This is a genomic window from Rheinheimera texasensis DSM 17496 (genome assembly GCF_000711985.1).
Classification (GTDB): Bacteria; Pseudomonadota; Gammaproteobacteria; order Enterobacterales; family Alteromonadaceae; genus Pararheinheimera; species Pararheinheimera texasensis.
The window spans coordinates 366,560-382,024 of the sequence record NZ_JONU01000008.1 but is presented as its reverse complement, the minus strand read 5'-3'; the positions used below and the strand labels follow the sequence as shown (position 1 = coordinate 382,024).

General features: G+C 53.3%; 8 protein-coding genes. 4 read left to right on the top strand and 4 right to left on the bottom strand.

Annotated features, from left to right (window positions below; genetic code table 11):
• From iadA to Q399_RS0107605, 3 genes are all read right to left on the bottom strand, one after another.
• Positions 1-1,173, bottom strand: a complete 1,173-nt coding sequence (gene iadA / locus Q399_RS0107615; protein WP_031567370.1) for a beta-aspartyl-peptidase — start codon at positions 1,171-1,173, stop codon at positions 1-3.
• A gap of 21 nt (positions 1,174-1,194) precedes the next feature.
• Positions 1,195-2,691, bottom strand: coding sequence for a putative basic amino acid antiporter YfcC (gene yfcC / locus Q399_RS0107610; RefSeq protein ID WP_037045877.1), 1,497 nt, complete (start codon positions 2,689-2,691; stop codon positions 1,195-1,197).
• Positions 2,692-2,760: 69 nt separating this feature from the next.
• A complete protein-coding gene (locus Q399_RS0107605) occupies positions 2,761-5,640 on the bottom strand; it encodes a TonB-dependent receptor (protein WP_031567366.1) in 2,880 nt (959 codons plus the stop codon).
• Positions 5,641-6,011: 371 nt separating this feature from the next.
• Here Q399_RS0107605 and Q399_RS0107600 point away from each other — a divergent pair, with 371 nt between their 5' ends.
• The 3 genes from Q399_RS0107600 to Q399_RS0107580 all read left to right on the top strand — a co-directional run bounded on the left by Q399_RS0107600 (position 6,012) and on the right by Q399_RS0107580 (position 11,845).
• Positions 6,012-7,823 (top strand): cyanophycinase, encoded by a 1,812-nt coding sequence (locus tag Q399_RS0107600; protein ID WP_051685839.1) that lies wholly within the window; start codon positions 6,012-6,014, stop codon positions 7,821-7,823.
• A 485-nt stretch (positions 7,824-8,308) separates the two neighbouring features.
• Positions 8,309-10,942, top strand: coding sequence for a TonB-dependent receptor plug domain-containing protein (locus Q399_RS0107590; protein ID WP_031567360.1), 2,634 nt, complete (start codon positions 8,309-8,311; stop codon positions 10,940-10,942).
• Positions 10,943-11,485: 543 nt separating this feature from the next.
• Complete coding sequence (locus tag Q399_RS0107580; RefSeq protein ID WP_031567356.1) at positions 11,486-11,845, top strand: hypothetical protein; 360 nt, start codon at positions 11,486-11,488, stop codon at positions 11,843-11,845.
• Positions 11,846-11,989: 144 nt separating this feature from the next.
• Here Q399_RS0107580 and Q399_RS0107575 read toward each other — a convergent pair whose 3' ends face one another.
• Positions 11,990-12,442: a DUF4826 family protein gene (locus Q399_RS0107575; protein ID WP_031567354.1), complete on the bottom strand. Its 453-nt coding sequence runs from the start codon at positions 12,440-12,442 to the stop codon at positions 11,990-11,992.
• A gap of 185 nt (positions 12,443-12,627) precedes the next feature.
• Here Q399_RS0107575 and Q399_RS0107565 point away from each other — a divergent pair, with 185 nt between their 5' ends.
• A complete protein-coding gene (locus tag Q399_RS0107565; RefSeq protein ID WP_031567352.1) occupies positions 12,628-15,465 on the top strand; it encodes a ligand-binding sensor domain-containing diguanylate cyclase in 2,838 nt (945 codons plus the stop codon).

Sequence of the window (15,465 nt, the reverse complement as noted above, 5' to 3'; positions counted from 1 at the left end):
TCAGCGCTCAAAAGTCCCTTTCACCAGTGCCTTACCGCCCTGCACCAGCAACCGGCCTTTGGCGATGACTGAATCCAGCAGCAAATCGTCGCGGCGCAGCAACAACAGGTCAGCATCCAGACCTGGGGCTACACGACCTTTTTGCGGCAAGCCGAGTACAGTTGCAGGCGCTGCGGTCACTGCTGTTAACGCCTGAGCCAGCGGCACATGATGGCGCTTGACCGCATCAAGCACACTATCAAACAAACTACGGACTTGGCCGACCTGCAAACCCTGTAATTCACCTTCCTCGTTAAAAATCGGCAAACTGGCATTGCCATCAGAACTTAACGTCAGTTGCAGAGGCGCAATGCCAAGATACAGCGCTTCTGCCAGCGCCGCCGCCGCCGCTACTTCGCCGTGCTGCAAATCATAGGCTGTAGTGCTGGTGGTAAAATCGATGACGCCGCCTTTTTTGGCAAACTCAATGCCGGCTTCAAAGATACGCCGGTTGCGGTTCATGTGGGTTGGGTAAAACTGCTTTAGTTTCAGCTCAGTGCCGCTGACCGCCTGATAGAGCGGCTGCAGCATCCGCTCGCCGGCACCAACATGCACGCTGACCACGCCACTTTTGCCGGCTAACATACCGCCCACCCGCGCTGCCGCTGCGACTTTGCGAATTTCTTCGGTGGTTGGCTGCGACGAGCGATGATCGCTGATGGCGATCTCACCGACACCGATAAATTTGTCGATCAGAATCAAATCGTCGGTGATGTTGCCAGTCAGCGTCCGGCACGGAATTTCATAAGAGCCGGTGTGGCAATAAGTGCTGATACCCTCAGTTTCGAGGGCATGCGCTTTGGCCAGCAAGTTGGTCAAAGTGCGGGTGGTGGCATCTGTGCCAAGTACGCCGATAGCGGTGGTCACTCCGGCAAGTGTGGCATCGGTTAACTGCATTTCCGGCGTGCGGGTGGCAAAACCACCTTCTCCGCCACCACCGATAAAATGCACGAGGGAATCAACAAAACCCGGCGTTAAATAATGGCCGGCAGCATCAATCACAGTCACCGGCACATTGCTGCCAGAGAGGTTAAAATCCTGGCCTATAGCGACAATCCGGTTGCCGGCGACCAGCACATCCTGTCGGCCCTGCGGCTGTGGCGCCATCAGTTCAGCATTTTTAAACAGAAGCATAGAGTTCACAGTCCATTCCTTTTACTGATAGTGCGTGGCAACAGCGAGCAGCATAAAAGCGCTGGCCAATGCAAACAGATACAGTTGCAGCCGCCAGACAAAACGCAGCCAGACCGTCCAGTCGAGCCGCACTGCACCAAGGCAACCAATCAACGCAGCTGAAGTTGGGATAATACAGTTGGTCAGGCCATCGCCGAGTTGAAAGGCCAACACTGCGGTCTGACGTGACAAACCAATCAGGTCAGACAGCGGGGCTATCAACGGCATAGTCAAGGCGGCCTGGCCAGAACCGGAAGAAACAAAAAAGTTAATCACTGACTGCACCACCAGCATCAGCCAGGCAGACAGATAGGCCGGTAAATCCTGCAACGACTGCGCCGAATAATACAGCAGCGTGTTGAGTACCGATGGCGTTTGCGGATCGCCGCCACCGAGCAGCAGTAACATGCCTTTGGCCATACCAACAATCATTGCGGCGGGCAGCAACTCAGCGGCGCCCTGTTTAAAACCGTCGGCGACATCATTCACCGTCATACGCCGGCCCAATACAGCAATCACCCCAATCACGATACCAATGGTGAAAAACTGGCTGGCAATTTCAGGAATGTAATATTCGCGACTGGTGACGCCCCAGATGATCCAGCCAAGGCCAGCAAAAAAAGCCAGTAGGATCACTGAGTCCAACAGCTGGTATTGACTGACCACCTGCGCACTGTGCTGACTACGCTGGCGCAGATCAGACTGATAACTGAGAGACAATGTCGGATTGGCTTTGATTTTGGCAGCGTAGCGCATCGTGAACACCAGGCCAAACAGCGTAAACACAGCCCACATCCCAATGCGCAATTCCTGACCGGAAAACAGCGGGATCTCGGCAATACCCTGCGCGATGGCAATGTTAAACGGGTTCATCCAGGACGTTGCAAAACCGATTTGAGTTGCGACATAGGTCACCAACACCGTGGTGATCGCGTCATAGCCCAGCGCCAGCATCAGTGGCAGCAGAATGATGCAAAAAGCTATTGCCTCTTCGCCCATACCAAACACCGCACCACCGAGCGAAAACAGCAGAAATAATATTGGGATAAATAAAATCTGCAGATTCTGTGTGCGCCGGATCAGTGCCAGAATCCCGTTGTGAATTGCGCCGGTTTTCATCAGGATGCCAAAAGCACCACCGGTCAGCAGGATAAACATCACTACGCCGACGGCCGAGCCCCATTTATTACCCGACACCAGCCCCTCAAAGGCATAGTTAAAAAAACCGATACCGCCGCCTTCAGCAAACAGTGGTACCCCACCTTCGCTGTTTTCAGCAAAATGGAAACTATTTGGGTCCAGCTTACCCGTGACTTTGGCAGCACCTTCCGCCACCGGTGCCGGTTCCAGCAGCTGGAAAGAACCAGCCGGGATTAGGTGCGAAGCGATAGCCGCCAGCACCATGATAAAGAACAGGATCACCATCGCGTCCGGCATGGACGAAGATGAATTGCCCTGCAGCTGTTTTTCAGCAGACATATAAAATTCCTGAAGCTAAAAGGCGGGAAGCCAGGCTTCCCGGATTTAACACAATCCTGAACCGGATATTTAGAACCGGTAGGTCGCCAATAAACGGTAGTTACGACCTAACACGTCATGATTGATGAAATCGACATCTTTATAGCGGCCATAGATAAACGGCGGGTCACGATCCAGCAGATTATCAATATTCAGACTGAGGGTCAGATGTTTGTTCACATCATACCCAAGCTGCGCATTCACTTTGGTCCAGGCAGGCACACGACGATCGATAGCAATGCCCTGCTCCGCCAGCAACGCAATATCCGCCGGTTCCAGCAAAGCAATTTCGTCCTGATAGTCGCTGGTGTAATTCAGCCCCAAGCCACCAAACCAATCGTTGGCGTCCCAGCGTAATTTCAGGCTGGCTAACAAACGCGGATAGCGGAAACTATCGGCAAGCTGCTCAGTCCCGGAAAACGCCGTGCGTTCGCGGGTGAAACTCATCAGCCGGGTTACATCAGCACTGAGTTTAAAACTGCCTAAATCAGTATCAAAACGCTGGCTGTAAGTCAGATCCAGACCTTTGGTTTGCTGATTGCCGGTATTTTCCAGCAACAGAATATGGTCGCGAAACAGCGGCAGGCTGGTGGCGCGGGTATCGATTTTGCGCCAGTCCGCCAGCACCTGCGTCAGATTGTTAGTAAAGCCTGATTGCAGCTTGAGACCATCGCATAACAGCGGATCAAAGGCGATCCCCACTTGGTCGGCCGGCACCAAACCGCAGAAACGCAATCCAGGTTCCGTTAACGTGCGCATCAACATGGATTCCAAATCGGTGCCGATGATTTTCTTGTGGTCAAACTGCCAATAATCCAGCGTCAGCGTGCTGTCATCTGTCGGACTCCAGGCAAAACCGGCACTGACCGATTCGGCTTCTTCCGGATCTAAGGCCGGATTGCCGAATTCCAGCGTATTGGGCGTGATTTCGCCGCCAACATCGCCACCACAGTATAAAGAAGCAAACTCTGAGAGGCAGCGCGCTGTAGTACTGGTGGTCCGCAGTTCCACCCCCGCCTGAGTCAGCGAAGGTGCACGGAACGAAGTAGCCCAAGCGGCACGAAGGACCAGCGCCTCAGTCGGACGCCAGCTCAGGCCGACTTTCGGATTGACGCTGTTGCCAAAATCATCGTAATGGTCATAACGCCCCGCCAGCTGCAGATCAACCTTGTCGACCAGCGGCACTAACAACTCGCTGAACAATGCCCATTGTTTACGCTCCGCCGCAGATTTGCTGGAACCAAAACCAATCACATCCACCAGGTAATTGCGGTCAAACCGCGACTGAGCAATCAAATCCGGGTCATCACTGAGTTTTTCATGGCGGAATTCAGCGCCAAAGGCTGACACGACATTGCCGGCCGGCAACTGCCATAAATCACCGTTTAAGCGGAAATCGGCACTCAGCACTTCGGATTTACCGCGCCGGGACGGATTTTCCGCCATCAGTTTGAGCACTTCATCGTTGCCGGTCTGGCCACCGAATGGATTAAACCAAAGTCCCCCGCCGGCAGGACTACATTTGGTGCTGCCGTCGGCGCATAGTTCGCCAAACAGGGCGGCATTAAATTTGTAGCGGTTATAAACGCCTGAGATCGCTTGTTGATCTGATTCACTGCGGGAATACATCAGTGCCGTTTCCCAGTCAAAATCTGCCACAGTGCCTTGTAAACCGCTCACCAGCCGATAAGCATTGGTTTCATTTTCAATCACTTTAGGAGCAAGGAAACGGCCACGCAGTTCAACCACCGGCACCCGTGTTCCATTCGGGCTATTGCGGTTAATTGGATAAATCAATGAGGATAAAGTTTTATCGTTGCGGATCGCCGGGTTATTAAAGCCGGCATAAATCCAGCTGCTGCGGTCCTGCAAATCGGTGAAATTGGCTGGTGTGCTTTGTGCGGTTGATTTTGTCCGGCTGATGAAAAACTCATTAAACCAGCGCAATTCACCCAGTTCGCCCTGATGAATGAGCCCTGCTGAAGCATTCTGCTGCGCCGGCCGGATCAGCATGTCCTGATTCGGATTGTAGCCACAGCCGGTATCGCCAAACTCCGGATCTGTGACCAGTACCAGAGATTGTGGACAGGAAGGATCGGCAAAACCAACGTATTCGCCGCTGACCGGGTCCTGATAATCTGACGTGGTGTAGCGTACCGTTGGGAACTGACCCCGGGTCGATGGCGACCAGGTTTGTGCCGTCAGAGCGCGGTCACTGTAGGCAAATTCATTGCTGTCATAAAAATCGGCAAACAACGTCAGGTTGTTTTTGCCAAAATTGTGACCCCAGATAAAATTCAGGCCTTTTTTACTTTCTTCGGAACTGGCTTCAGTATCGCTGTAGCTGATATCCATTTCCGCGCCATCAAAATCTTTTTTCAGCACATAGTTGATGACACCCGCGACTGCGTCAGCGCCGTAAATGGCTGAGGCGCCGGTGGCGAGGATCTCGACCCGCTCGATGGCCGAGACTGGGATGGCGTTGATGTCGACAAAGTTTTCGGTACCCGCTGCAAAAGACGATGCGGCAACCCGACGGCCGTTTATCAGCGTTAAAGTCGAGGAAGGTCCCATCCCACGCAGCGATGCTGCGGCCTGACCGGCTGGAGTGTCGTTCGATGCCGTACCGCTTTCGGACGTGGAGAAAGTACCGCTGCCGCCTCGTAACTGGCCGACGTCTTTGAGCAAGTCATACACCGAAGTGGCGCCGGAGTTTTTAATGTCGTCAGCGGAAATCACCACCAGAGGTTGGGTGCCTTCGAGGTCAACGCCCTTCAGGCGCGAACCGGTCACTTCAATTTTTTCAACGCTTTTTTCATTGTTTTCAGTAGCTTGCTCTGCTGTTTGAGCAAAAGCATTGTGCAGGAATGCACTGGCAACAGCCAGTGTAACGGCAGAAAGTTTACGCATACAAAATACCTGTTCGGATCAGCTGCCGGGCTTGTGTCAGACACAAGAAGCCCGAAAATTAAATGGTGATGTTTGGTACAAACGAGCAGGGACAGACCCCGCCAGACACAGAGTGTCCGGGCAGTGTCTACTCGTTAAACCACTCCGACAGGTAGTAGGACGAGTAGTGATATGAGCTCAATGAAAAAGCGTTTTTCAGCATATCGCTACCATGAAAATTGATGTGCTGAGGGCCTGGGTGGCCGACAGTCCTTTTCACAATTACTGATTTGCCTGCGGGAAGTCAAGCGGCAAGGGGCAAAAAAAACTGCTGGATTTTGCAACACAGCCCGGCGTATTAGTAATAAAACGTCACCATAATGGCCCCTATAATGAAACAACATCTGACCCGAAAGCTGCTGGCTCTAAGCCTGTTCAGCACCACTTCCCTGATGGCGGCAACGCCACAATTTCCTGAATATTCAATGGTGTTAGTTGGTGGAGGCCTGCATACCTGCAGCTCACAAAGCCGCGCTTCCTGCAGCGACAATCCGCAGTTTGCTGCGAACGCCAAAAGCAGCGAACTCTATGCACTCAGCCTGCCCCGCATCCATGACATCAGCCAATCCGCGGTGTGGCCAGAAAGCCGGGCTGAACAGCGCCAGCAAACACAAGCCATCCTCAGTCAGCTGATGCTGGACTTTGGTAGCACGGCCATGACTGAAGACGAACTGCGCCAGCGCTTACGGCTGGCTACCGTGAAGTTGACCGGCCAGACCATCAGCGGCGAAACGCTGTATCAGCAGCTGTCGGAGTTGGAACTGAACCTGATGTTTGACCTGTTGCAGCAGCCTCAGCTTGCAGAAAAACAACTACGCCGGCGCGAACAGGCCAGCCTGGCGCATACCAAAGACCCGTTCAGCGTCGAAATCTACCAGAAAATCACTGAACTGGCAGGCAAAGTGCGGCAAAAACCGGGGAAACCAGTGGTCTTAGTGGTGACAGCTTCCAGCCGCGACCCGCTGTCTGCGGTGGATTTCTATCAAAGCGCTTTTGCCGAAACCGGTGCCGAAGCACGCTGGTTACCGCTAAACGCTGCCTATCAGGCGGCACAGCAGCAAAAAACCGCCGGCAAAGCCGGTTGTGAGCAATTACCCCAGTACCTCGCTGACATCCACGGCAGCTACAATCGCAGCGCGGTTTATCCGGATTTATTTGCCGAGCTGCAGGCTTTCTGCCAGCAAGGCCCGGCAGCTGCAGTCGCCCAAATTGAGCAAGCTGATGCGATCTTTTTTAATGGCGGCGACCAAAGCCTGACGCTACAAGCGCTGCGTCTTCCAGACGGCAGCCCGAGCCCGGAACTGAAGGCCATCGCAGCCCGGCTGCAGGCGGGCAAACTGATTGTCGCCGGCACCAGCGCCGGCACGGCTGTGCAGGCCGGTGGGGCTTTTGCGCATAAACCGGTACCGATGATTAGCAATGGCAGCAGCTCTCAGGCACTGCAAAGTGGCGCTGTGGCGGCAGAGGCCCCGCTCGCCGGCTGTGAAAAAAATCATAGCTGCCCGGCTGAACTGGCCGAAGATCAGCTGACCTACCGGGCTCAGGGTGGCCTGGGTTTATTCCCCTTCGGTGTCACCGACACGCATTTTTCCGAACGTGGCCGCGAAGCCCGGCTGGTAAGGTTGCTCAGTGATACGCAAACCCGCTACGGTTTTGGCGTCGATGAAGCCACGGCCCTGCTGGTTGGCTTAAATCCGACAGCCCCTGACAATGCCCGCTTAGCCGTGCTTGGTGCTTCCGGCGTGTTTATCGCCGATTTGGCCGGCGCTAAAGCCAAAGGCAGCAGCGCGGACTGGACCATCAGCGGTGTGCGCACCCACTACCTGAGCCGCGACGACCAGGCATTGCTGCAAAATGGCGAGCTGAAAGTGTTGTTTGCGCCGTGGAAAAAGCCGGTGTCGCAGCAGCAAAATCAGGCCGCCGTCATCAAACAAGACGACATTTTGCGTGGCGATCACTACCGGCAATTAGCGCGGCGACTATGCCAAAGCGGGCAGCCGCGCGCTGAAGGACAAGCGCCGCAGGCGCAGCTAATCCTGCTACAGCAACAAGACAGCCGGGCTGTGTCTGGGGCTTATTCGCAGGTGAAGCCAGCGGCAGATTATTGTTCTTATCAGAATTTTTATCTGCAAATCAATCGCTAAGCATTCTGAGAATGCAGGGTGAAAAAAAACCGCTTGACAGTTTTTACCGGATCAGACAGTTTGAAAAGCAAGCCGATTTTCCGGCTTTGCTGGTCCGGTTGGACCTGCCAAAATGCTCAATAGCACCGAATAATCCAAGTCAGCTGCCGCCCCAATGTTGAGCAGCTGCCAAACCAAAAGGAGGAGAGTCATGTTGAAATGCGCAGTCAACCTGAGCAACTACCGTTACTCTCCTTACTACCTTTCCGAGTGGTTTAATAATTAGCCACCCCTCTGCCTGACGCAGAGGGACGCCCCACAGATCCCGGCTTTACGGCAATAATCCGCCTGTTGTTGCGCACTCCCTGCAATGGCAGTCCGTGGTTATTGATGATCTGTCCGAGCGTGTCACTCCGGATCTGCCTGTGCGGCCCCCTCTGTGTCGTTTTTTTACACAACGTAAATCAGATTGCTTAAAAGCAACATTTTGATCCAGAGGAATACCCATGAACACAACGACATCACCGGCAGCTAAAATCCGTAAATCAGCCTTATGCAGCGCCCTGCTGCTGGCTTTCAGCACTCAGGCCCAACAAGCACCGGCGGCTGGCACAGAACAGGCTGACGCCGAAAAGAAAATCGAAAAAATTGAAGTCACAGGTTCGCGCCTCAAAGGCGTCGACATGGAAGGTGCCAATCCCCTGCAGGTTTTCACTGCAGAAGAGCTGATTAACAAAGGCTATGACAATGTCGCCAGCTTCCTGCGTGATCTGCCACAAGCCGCCAGCGCCGGCACTTTCACTGAAAACGGCAATGTCGGTGGTTCAGACGGCACACCTCCTGGCGCAGCCGGCGTCAGCTTACGCGGCCTGGGCTCAAGCTCAACGCTGGTACTGGTCAACGGCCGTCGGGTGGCGGTTGATTCTTTCTCCAACGGCTTTGATTCTTTTGTTAACGTCAACGCTATTCCGATGGCAGCGATTGAACGCATCGACGTACTGACCGACGGCGCTGCTTCAGTCTATGGCTCAGACGCTATCGCCGGCGTTATCAACTTTATCCTGAAAAAAGATTACGAAGGTCAGGAAATCAGCGCCATGTATGGCGACGATACCGCTGACAGCGATTTTACCCGGCAGAATTTCACTTACACCGGTGGTTTCGCCACAGAAAACTCCAACACCACTGTGGTACTGGATTATTTCAAACGCGATGCACTGATGAATAAAGACCGGCCGATTGATGTTACTTTTAAGTCGTCAACCCGCGTCACAATTGACGGCAAAGATTACGCCGAACCCTGGTGCGGTACTGCAACCAGCAATGGCGGCACGCGTTGCCAGTACGACTACGTCATGGAGCGCGCGATTCAGCCGGACAGCAAAAATCTCGGCGCCACGCTAAACCATATTTATCGCCTCGGTGGTGACAACGAGCTGTTTGTGGAAGCCATGTACCAGCAAAACAGCGGCCATTCTTACGATTCAGCCGGCTCTTTTGACCTGCGTGTGCCGGGAACACTCAGTTCAGTGCCGCAGTGGGCTCGTGATATTGACGCCAAAAACGGCTCAGCCGGCACCATCCGTATCCGTTCGCGTTACCCGGAAGTGCGGATGCAGGAATATGACAGCAACAGCTACCGCCTGCTAGCCGGCCTGCGTGGTGAAACTACTTTGTTTGGCAGCAGCGACAGCTGGCGCTGGGAAACAGCTGCTACTATCGGTAAATCCGACAACGAAGTGCTGCATACCAGTGGCTATTACAATCTGGATCGCGTCGCTGCAGCAACTGCCAGTGGCCAGTTTAATCCGTTTAATTTAGGCCGCGACACTAAGCCTGAAGTGCTGGCCAGCCTGCGCGAATTGGCGCCGCGCGTTGGTGAATCGGATGTCAAATCCTGGGATTTTAACCTGAGTGGTCAGTTAGGCGAGTTACCGGCCGGCCCGATCAGCGCGGTATTTGGTGGTGAATGGCGCAGCGAAGATATTTTCGACAGACCGGCCTTAGTCGCCCAGCAGGGTTTAGTCAGTACTTTAGGTGCCAGCGATGCAGCCGCCGACCGCACGCAATATGCCGGTTACGCTGAGTTCAACCTGCCATTGACCGAACAGCTGGATGCGATCACCGCGCTGCGGTATGACCATTACAGTGATTTTGGTGGTGATACCAACCCGAAAATTTCGCTGCGTTACAAAGCGACTGATGATGTGATCCTACGCGCCAGCTGGAGCACCGGTTTCCGCGCGCCATCGTTGTCTGAACTAGGCGCCGGTACTTCATTGGGTTCGAACTATATCGATTGTGGCAGCGGCAAGCCGTACAACGGTTTGTGCGGTAGCTTCGGCGCTCAGGCCGGTGAACTGGAATTCGATCAGGAAACGCTGGGTAACCGTGGTCTGGATGCGGAAAGCTCTGAAGCCTGGAACGCCGGTGTGTCTTGGAACCTGACGGATGACTTCAACATCACCGTGGATTACTGGCGTTATGAGCACACTGATATTGTTGATGTTGATGCCAACACCACGTTAAAAGCCTGTCTCGCCGGCACAGCGCCGACTGTGAGCAGCGAAGCAGCCCTGAACGGCGCCTTTGGTTGTGTGAAAGATGCCGGCGGTGATTTGGTATTCCTGCGTACCGGTTTCTTTAACGTCGGCGCCCAGGAAACTGACGGTATCGACGCCAAAATCAAATACGGCATCGACAGCAGCGCCGGCCGCTTTAACCTGACCTTAGCCGGCACCCGCACTTTGAGCTACGAACGTCAGCTGACTGCCGACGATCCAGCCGAAGATTTACTGGGTAAACTCAGTGGCGCCAGTGAAATCGCCCGGCCGGAATTTGTTGGCGACGCGGCGATTGACTGGGAACTGCAAGACTGGAATGCCAGCTTAAGCGCGCATTACATCAGCTCGCTCGGCGATGGTGACTTTAAGTTTGACAATGAAACCGTCAAATCCTGGCTGACCTTAAACGCCAGCATCGGTTACAACATCACCGACAAACAGGATATCCAGTTTGCAGTGCGTAACCTGACAGACAAAGAACCACCTTATGCATCATCACCAACCAACGGTTATGCCAGCTCGATCCACGACTGGTTAGGCCGCAACTGGACGCTGCGTTATACCGTGAAGTTCTGATATAGCTTTTCAGACCTCACACATTAAAAATTAAAGTGTCCACTTCATTTGGGTGGACACTTTAAATTCAATGAAATGCCCTTTCTCAAATACCTGAGCACTGTAAATTCATTTAATTTAAAAAATCAGACCTACAATCAATCAGAATAGAAAGCATTTAACATGCAAAACCCGCAGAAAAAAACACTAAAAAAACCGCCAAGCATTTTTTCACACTAACAAAGGATGTTCATCAAGCATGGAAATACTAGAATCGTTACGGGCTGGCTCAATACACCCGCTCCTGTTTATAAATAGCGTCATCTTCTTAATTTTTTTTATTGTAAAAATTTACCTTGATGCAAAAATATATAACAAATTTAAATTCTCTTCCATTCTGATGTTTATACCCGTCATTAATCTGGCAATTCTTATTACAACCATTTTCCGCTACAGACGATTAAATCGTGAATAAACAACTGCATAACCTGATTTTAATTTGATTTTTAATTAACCTTAGCAGGTCGATAATTATGCACAAACCCAACAATACCGCATATAAAAATGCATAAAATAGATGAAAATAGACAAATGAAATATAGTAAAAAATCATTTTCATATGGGTTTATATTTGGATTTTTATTTTCAAGCTTTATCATTACGTATACCGCAATTGGAATTCTAAGAGCCTCACATATTCAAGACATAGAATCTCAAATCATTCTGGCAAAAATCGCAATTAAAAAAGAAAAAATTGAAGACGTGAGAGCTTTTCAAATCAATTCAGCAATGTGCGCAATAGACTATTTTTCAGAACTGGAGAAAAGAATCTATTACCTGCAATCAAACAACGACGATGTTTTACGTCTCCAAAAATCATTTGGAGACCACATATTGCCTTGCAATGTATCAACCGGAAAATAGTACAAAATTGAGAGAATCCGGCCGGCGACAACCGCCGGGTTCTTCTTTTATATATTTTATGTTTTGCAATAACGACACTCACTGTGGGCGCCATACCGGCTCACTTACTCACAACCACTGAAAACCTGTCAGTATCCGGTACAATCAATCCTCTTCCCAAAGCTCATCATCCTGCGCCCACAGGCTCAGTAATTGCGCCTGGCGGCTCAGCTGTTTGGCTTGTGCCGCTAAATCACCACTCAGTACCGGGCTGCCGGACCAGCTTTCACCCTTTTGAGCTTTTGCCGCCAACCCGGCCCAGCGTTTGGCAAAGGCCGCCATGGCATCACGTGGTTCTGGCAACTCTGCAGCCGGCAAATGGTCAAAAGGCACCGGCTGCGGCTGAGCGCCGGTGCTGTCGCCGGCTAAAATCCAGTGGCCGGCATAACCCGGGTCAGCCGGATCTTCCACTACCCATAAACCGACATAAGGTGCGGTATACCACTCAGGCCAGTCGCAGATCAGTCCATGCGGGATTTGCTGCTCCGTTACATAAGCTTCAATTGCAGCGAATTGTTGTTCACACCAGACAAAATCGGCGCTGTCGTCCCATTCCATGTTATTGCTCCTGTGGGGCTTTATGCACTCTGTTAGCAGCTATTGTCATGGCCGCAGCGCCACACTGCAAGTGCAGTACTGCAAGTGCCGGCCGGGTGGAAAAACCATTCTGCTTCAGATACATTAGGTTTTTGTCCTTATCATGGTGAATTTTGTTGCATTGGTTCCGGCGCCTGACTTGTTCGATGCTCCTGCTTATCTTGTTATGTGGTAGCTGGTTGAATTCCGCCAAGGTGGCCGCCAAGACACTGCCCGCCACTACGGTTGAACTGCCACAAAACGTGCCGGGCGTGGTGTACGGCATAACGCAGGACCAGCAAGATTTCCTCTGGCTGGCCGCTGAATTTGAAGGCCTGCTGCGCTATGACGGTCAGGAATATCTGCGTTTTATGCCGCCGGGCCCGCGCCGTGCCGTCAGCTACAGTCAGGTCGTCAGCGACAAACACAACCAGCTGTGGGTCGGTACCTGGGGCAACGGCCTGTGGCGGCTCGACAGTCAGCGCCAGCATTGGCAGCAAATCAACTCATCACTGCCAGCCAATGCCCGGGTCCAGACTTTATATTTAAGCCGGCAACAGGTGTTATGGATTGGCACCACCGAAGGGCTGTTTCAGTTAAACCCGGATAATCTGCAGGCTGAACTGTGGCAGCCGCTCGCCGGTCAGCGCATCTGGCAACTGACCGAACAGGACGACGGCACCTTGTGGGTCGCCACTTCTAAAGGCCTGTACCGTTTGCCGCCAACGCCAGCAGCGCAGGGCGAATGGCTGCAACAGGTTGAATTCCGGGATCAGGAGATCCGGGCTATCGCCGTGCAGGGGCATCGTATATTAGTCGGACTGCGCGCTCACCTTTATCTGCTGGATTTAGCTCAGCCCCATCAGCTCAAACAGATCGGGGTCGGCAATTCCAATACGATTCTGGCCGAATCCGCCAGCAGCTGGTTAATTGGCTCGATTGATGGCCTGTTCCGCTTAAATCTGAGCGGAGACAAACAAAGTACCGAACTACTGCAAAGCGCCGTCGACATCCGCAAAATTTTCCGGGACCGGCGTGGCCAAATCTGGCTGACCAGCCGCAATAACGGCCTGCAAATGTTACCAGCGCCGGCGATCAGACCGGTTGAACCGACCATTAGCGCTTTTCTTAATCCAAAACAACCACACCGGCTGGGGCCGCCGTCCATCACCAATACCCGTTGGCAGGCGCTGGAAAAATCGCTGTTGCAACTGCATCAGGGGCAATGGCGTGAACTGACTTTCGCCGCCGCGAGCCCGGTGGCTTACGTGCGCGATGTGGTGCAATTCGGCGACTATACGCTGGCTGCCACTGATCAGGGGTTGTTCCGGCTCGACAGTGATAATCAGTTTGTACCTGTGCCCCTGCAAATCAGCACTGCGCGCTTTAATATCGAACGGCTGATCATAGCGCCGGACGGCGCTTTGTGGTTAGGGTTATGGGAACAAGGCGTATACCGGATAAGTCCAGAAGCGGCCAGGCTGCCGGTTGCGGACTGGCAGGCGGTGCAACTGCAAACCGATATCCAGGCACAGGAAGGCATCGTCGATATTCAGATCGATGCACAGCAACGGCTGTGGTTATTAAGCCGGCAGGGTAAGTTGTATCAGGGCGATGCCAACAAAATCAGCTTGCGCTGGCAACCTGACAATAAACTGGCCACCGGTTATTTCCAATGCATGTTGCCGGTCGAAGACTTGTTATGGCTATGTACCGACAGAGGCCTTATTCGCCTGCAGCCAGACCAGCAGACCGTCTCACTGCTCGGTCAGGCAGAAGGCTTGCCGGACCCGCGGGTGATTGGCATCACCCGGAGCGGGAATGTGGTCTGGGTTCTGACCCGCAATGGTATATTGAGCTTCAACCCGGACGGCAGCAATTTACATCTGTTTGCGCCAAGACCTGGCCTCGATCTCAGCAGCACCCAGCTCAGGGGGATCAGCCCGCTTGCCGGCGACTTGGTGCAGCTCGCGACCAGCATGGGTCTGTGGCAACTTAGCCCGGCTGATATGACCGCTGTGCCATCCTCGATGCAGTTACACCTGACCAGTATGCGGCTGAACCGGCAGTTATTTCATGTGGCGGAAACCAACGGCAGCATCCTGCTACCGGAAAAAGTCGAAGAGCTGCAGCTGCAGTTTAAATTGCTGGCCTTTCAGCCCCATTTGCGCGTGCAGTATTTTTTCCGCTGGCAAGCGGAGCAAAGCTGGACTGCGCTCGGCGAGCACGCAGTGTTGACCTTAAGTCAGCTCAGTCCGGGCCAACACCGGCTGGAAGTAATGGCGCAGGCCGGTGGTCAGTTTGTGCAAACCCGGCCTTTATTACTGCAAGTGCCGGTGCCGTTCTGGCAACGGCCGCTGGGCATTGCGCTGCTCACAGTCGGAACCGCTTTCATGCTCGGACTTTTGTACCATCTGCGTACGCGGCGCTTACAACAACGCGCCGCCACCCTAGACCGGCTGGTGGCACAGCGTACTGCCGAGCTGGAATTAGCCAATCAGCAGTTAAAATTATTGTCCAACACCGACAGTCTGACCGGTTTGTTAAACCGGCGCGCCTTGTATGCGGCAGCAGCGCTGCTGCAGGCACAGCGCAGCCGCTCACCGGCAGCCCTGACTCTGGCGTTGATGGATATCGATCATTTCAAAAAAATCAACGATGTACACGGCCATGACACAGGCGATGCCGTGCTCAAAGCGGTAGCGGTGTATCTGAAACAACGCCTGCGCGGCCAGGATCTAATCGCCCGCTGGGGCGGCGAAGAATTTTTGTTGCTGATGCCACAAACGGACCTGCCGCAGGCCAGTAGCCTGGTGGAAGAGCTGCGGCTGGGCATCCGCCAATTACAGCTGCCGATGTTACCAACCCCGCTTAGTGCCACTTTTGGTATCAGCGCGGTCGGTTTGCAACCAGACGCGCTGGAACAGGCGGTCAAAGCCGCCGATCTGGCGCTGTATCAGGGCAAAGCTCAGGGCCGCGATCAGGTAGTGCTGGCCGGTAATTAA

What these genes read in the sequence shown, in the direction of transcription:
- Q399_RS0107580 (WP_031567356.1), top strand. Translation starts at nt 11,486, where the DNA reads ATGCATAAAATAGATGAAAATAGACAAATGAAATATAGTAAAAAATCA.
- Q399_RS0107565 (WP_031567352.1), top strand. Translation starts at nt 12,628, where the DNA reads ATGCTCCTGCTTATCTTGTTATGTGGTAGCTGGTTGAATTCCGCCAAG.
- Q399_RS0107605 (WP_031567366.1), bottom strand. Translation starts at nt 5,640, where the DNA reads ATGCGTAAACTTTCTGCCGTTACACTGGCTGTTGCCAGTGCATTCCTG.
- yfcC (WP_037045877.1), bottom strand. Translation starts at nt 2,691, where the DNA reads ATGTCTGCTGAAAAACAGCTGCAGGGCAATTCATCTTCGTCCATGCCG.
- iadA (WP_031567370.1), bottom strand. Translation starts at nt 1,173, where the DNA reads ATGCTTCTGTTTAAAAATGCTGAACTGATGGCGCCACAGCCGCAGGGC.
- Q399_RS0107575 (WP_031567354.1), bottom strand. Translation starts at nt 12,442, where the DNA reads ATGGAATGGGACGACAGCGCCGATTTTGTCTGGTGTGAACAACAATTC.
- Q399_RS0107600 (WP_051685839.1), top strand. Translation starts at nt 6,012, where the DNA reads ATGAAACAACATCTGACCCGAAAGCTGCTGGCTCTAAGCCTGTTCAGC.
- Q399_RS0107590 (WP_031567360.1), top strand. Translation starts at nt 8,309, where the DNA reads ATGAACACAACGACATCACCGGCAGCTAAAATCCGTAAATCAGCCTTA.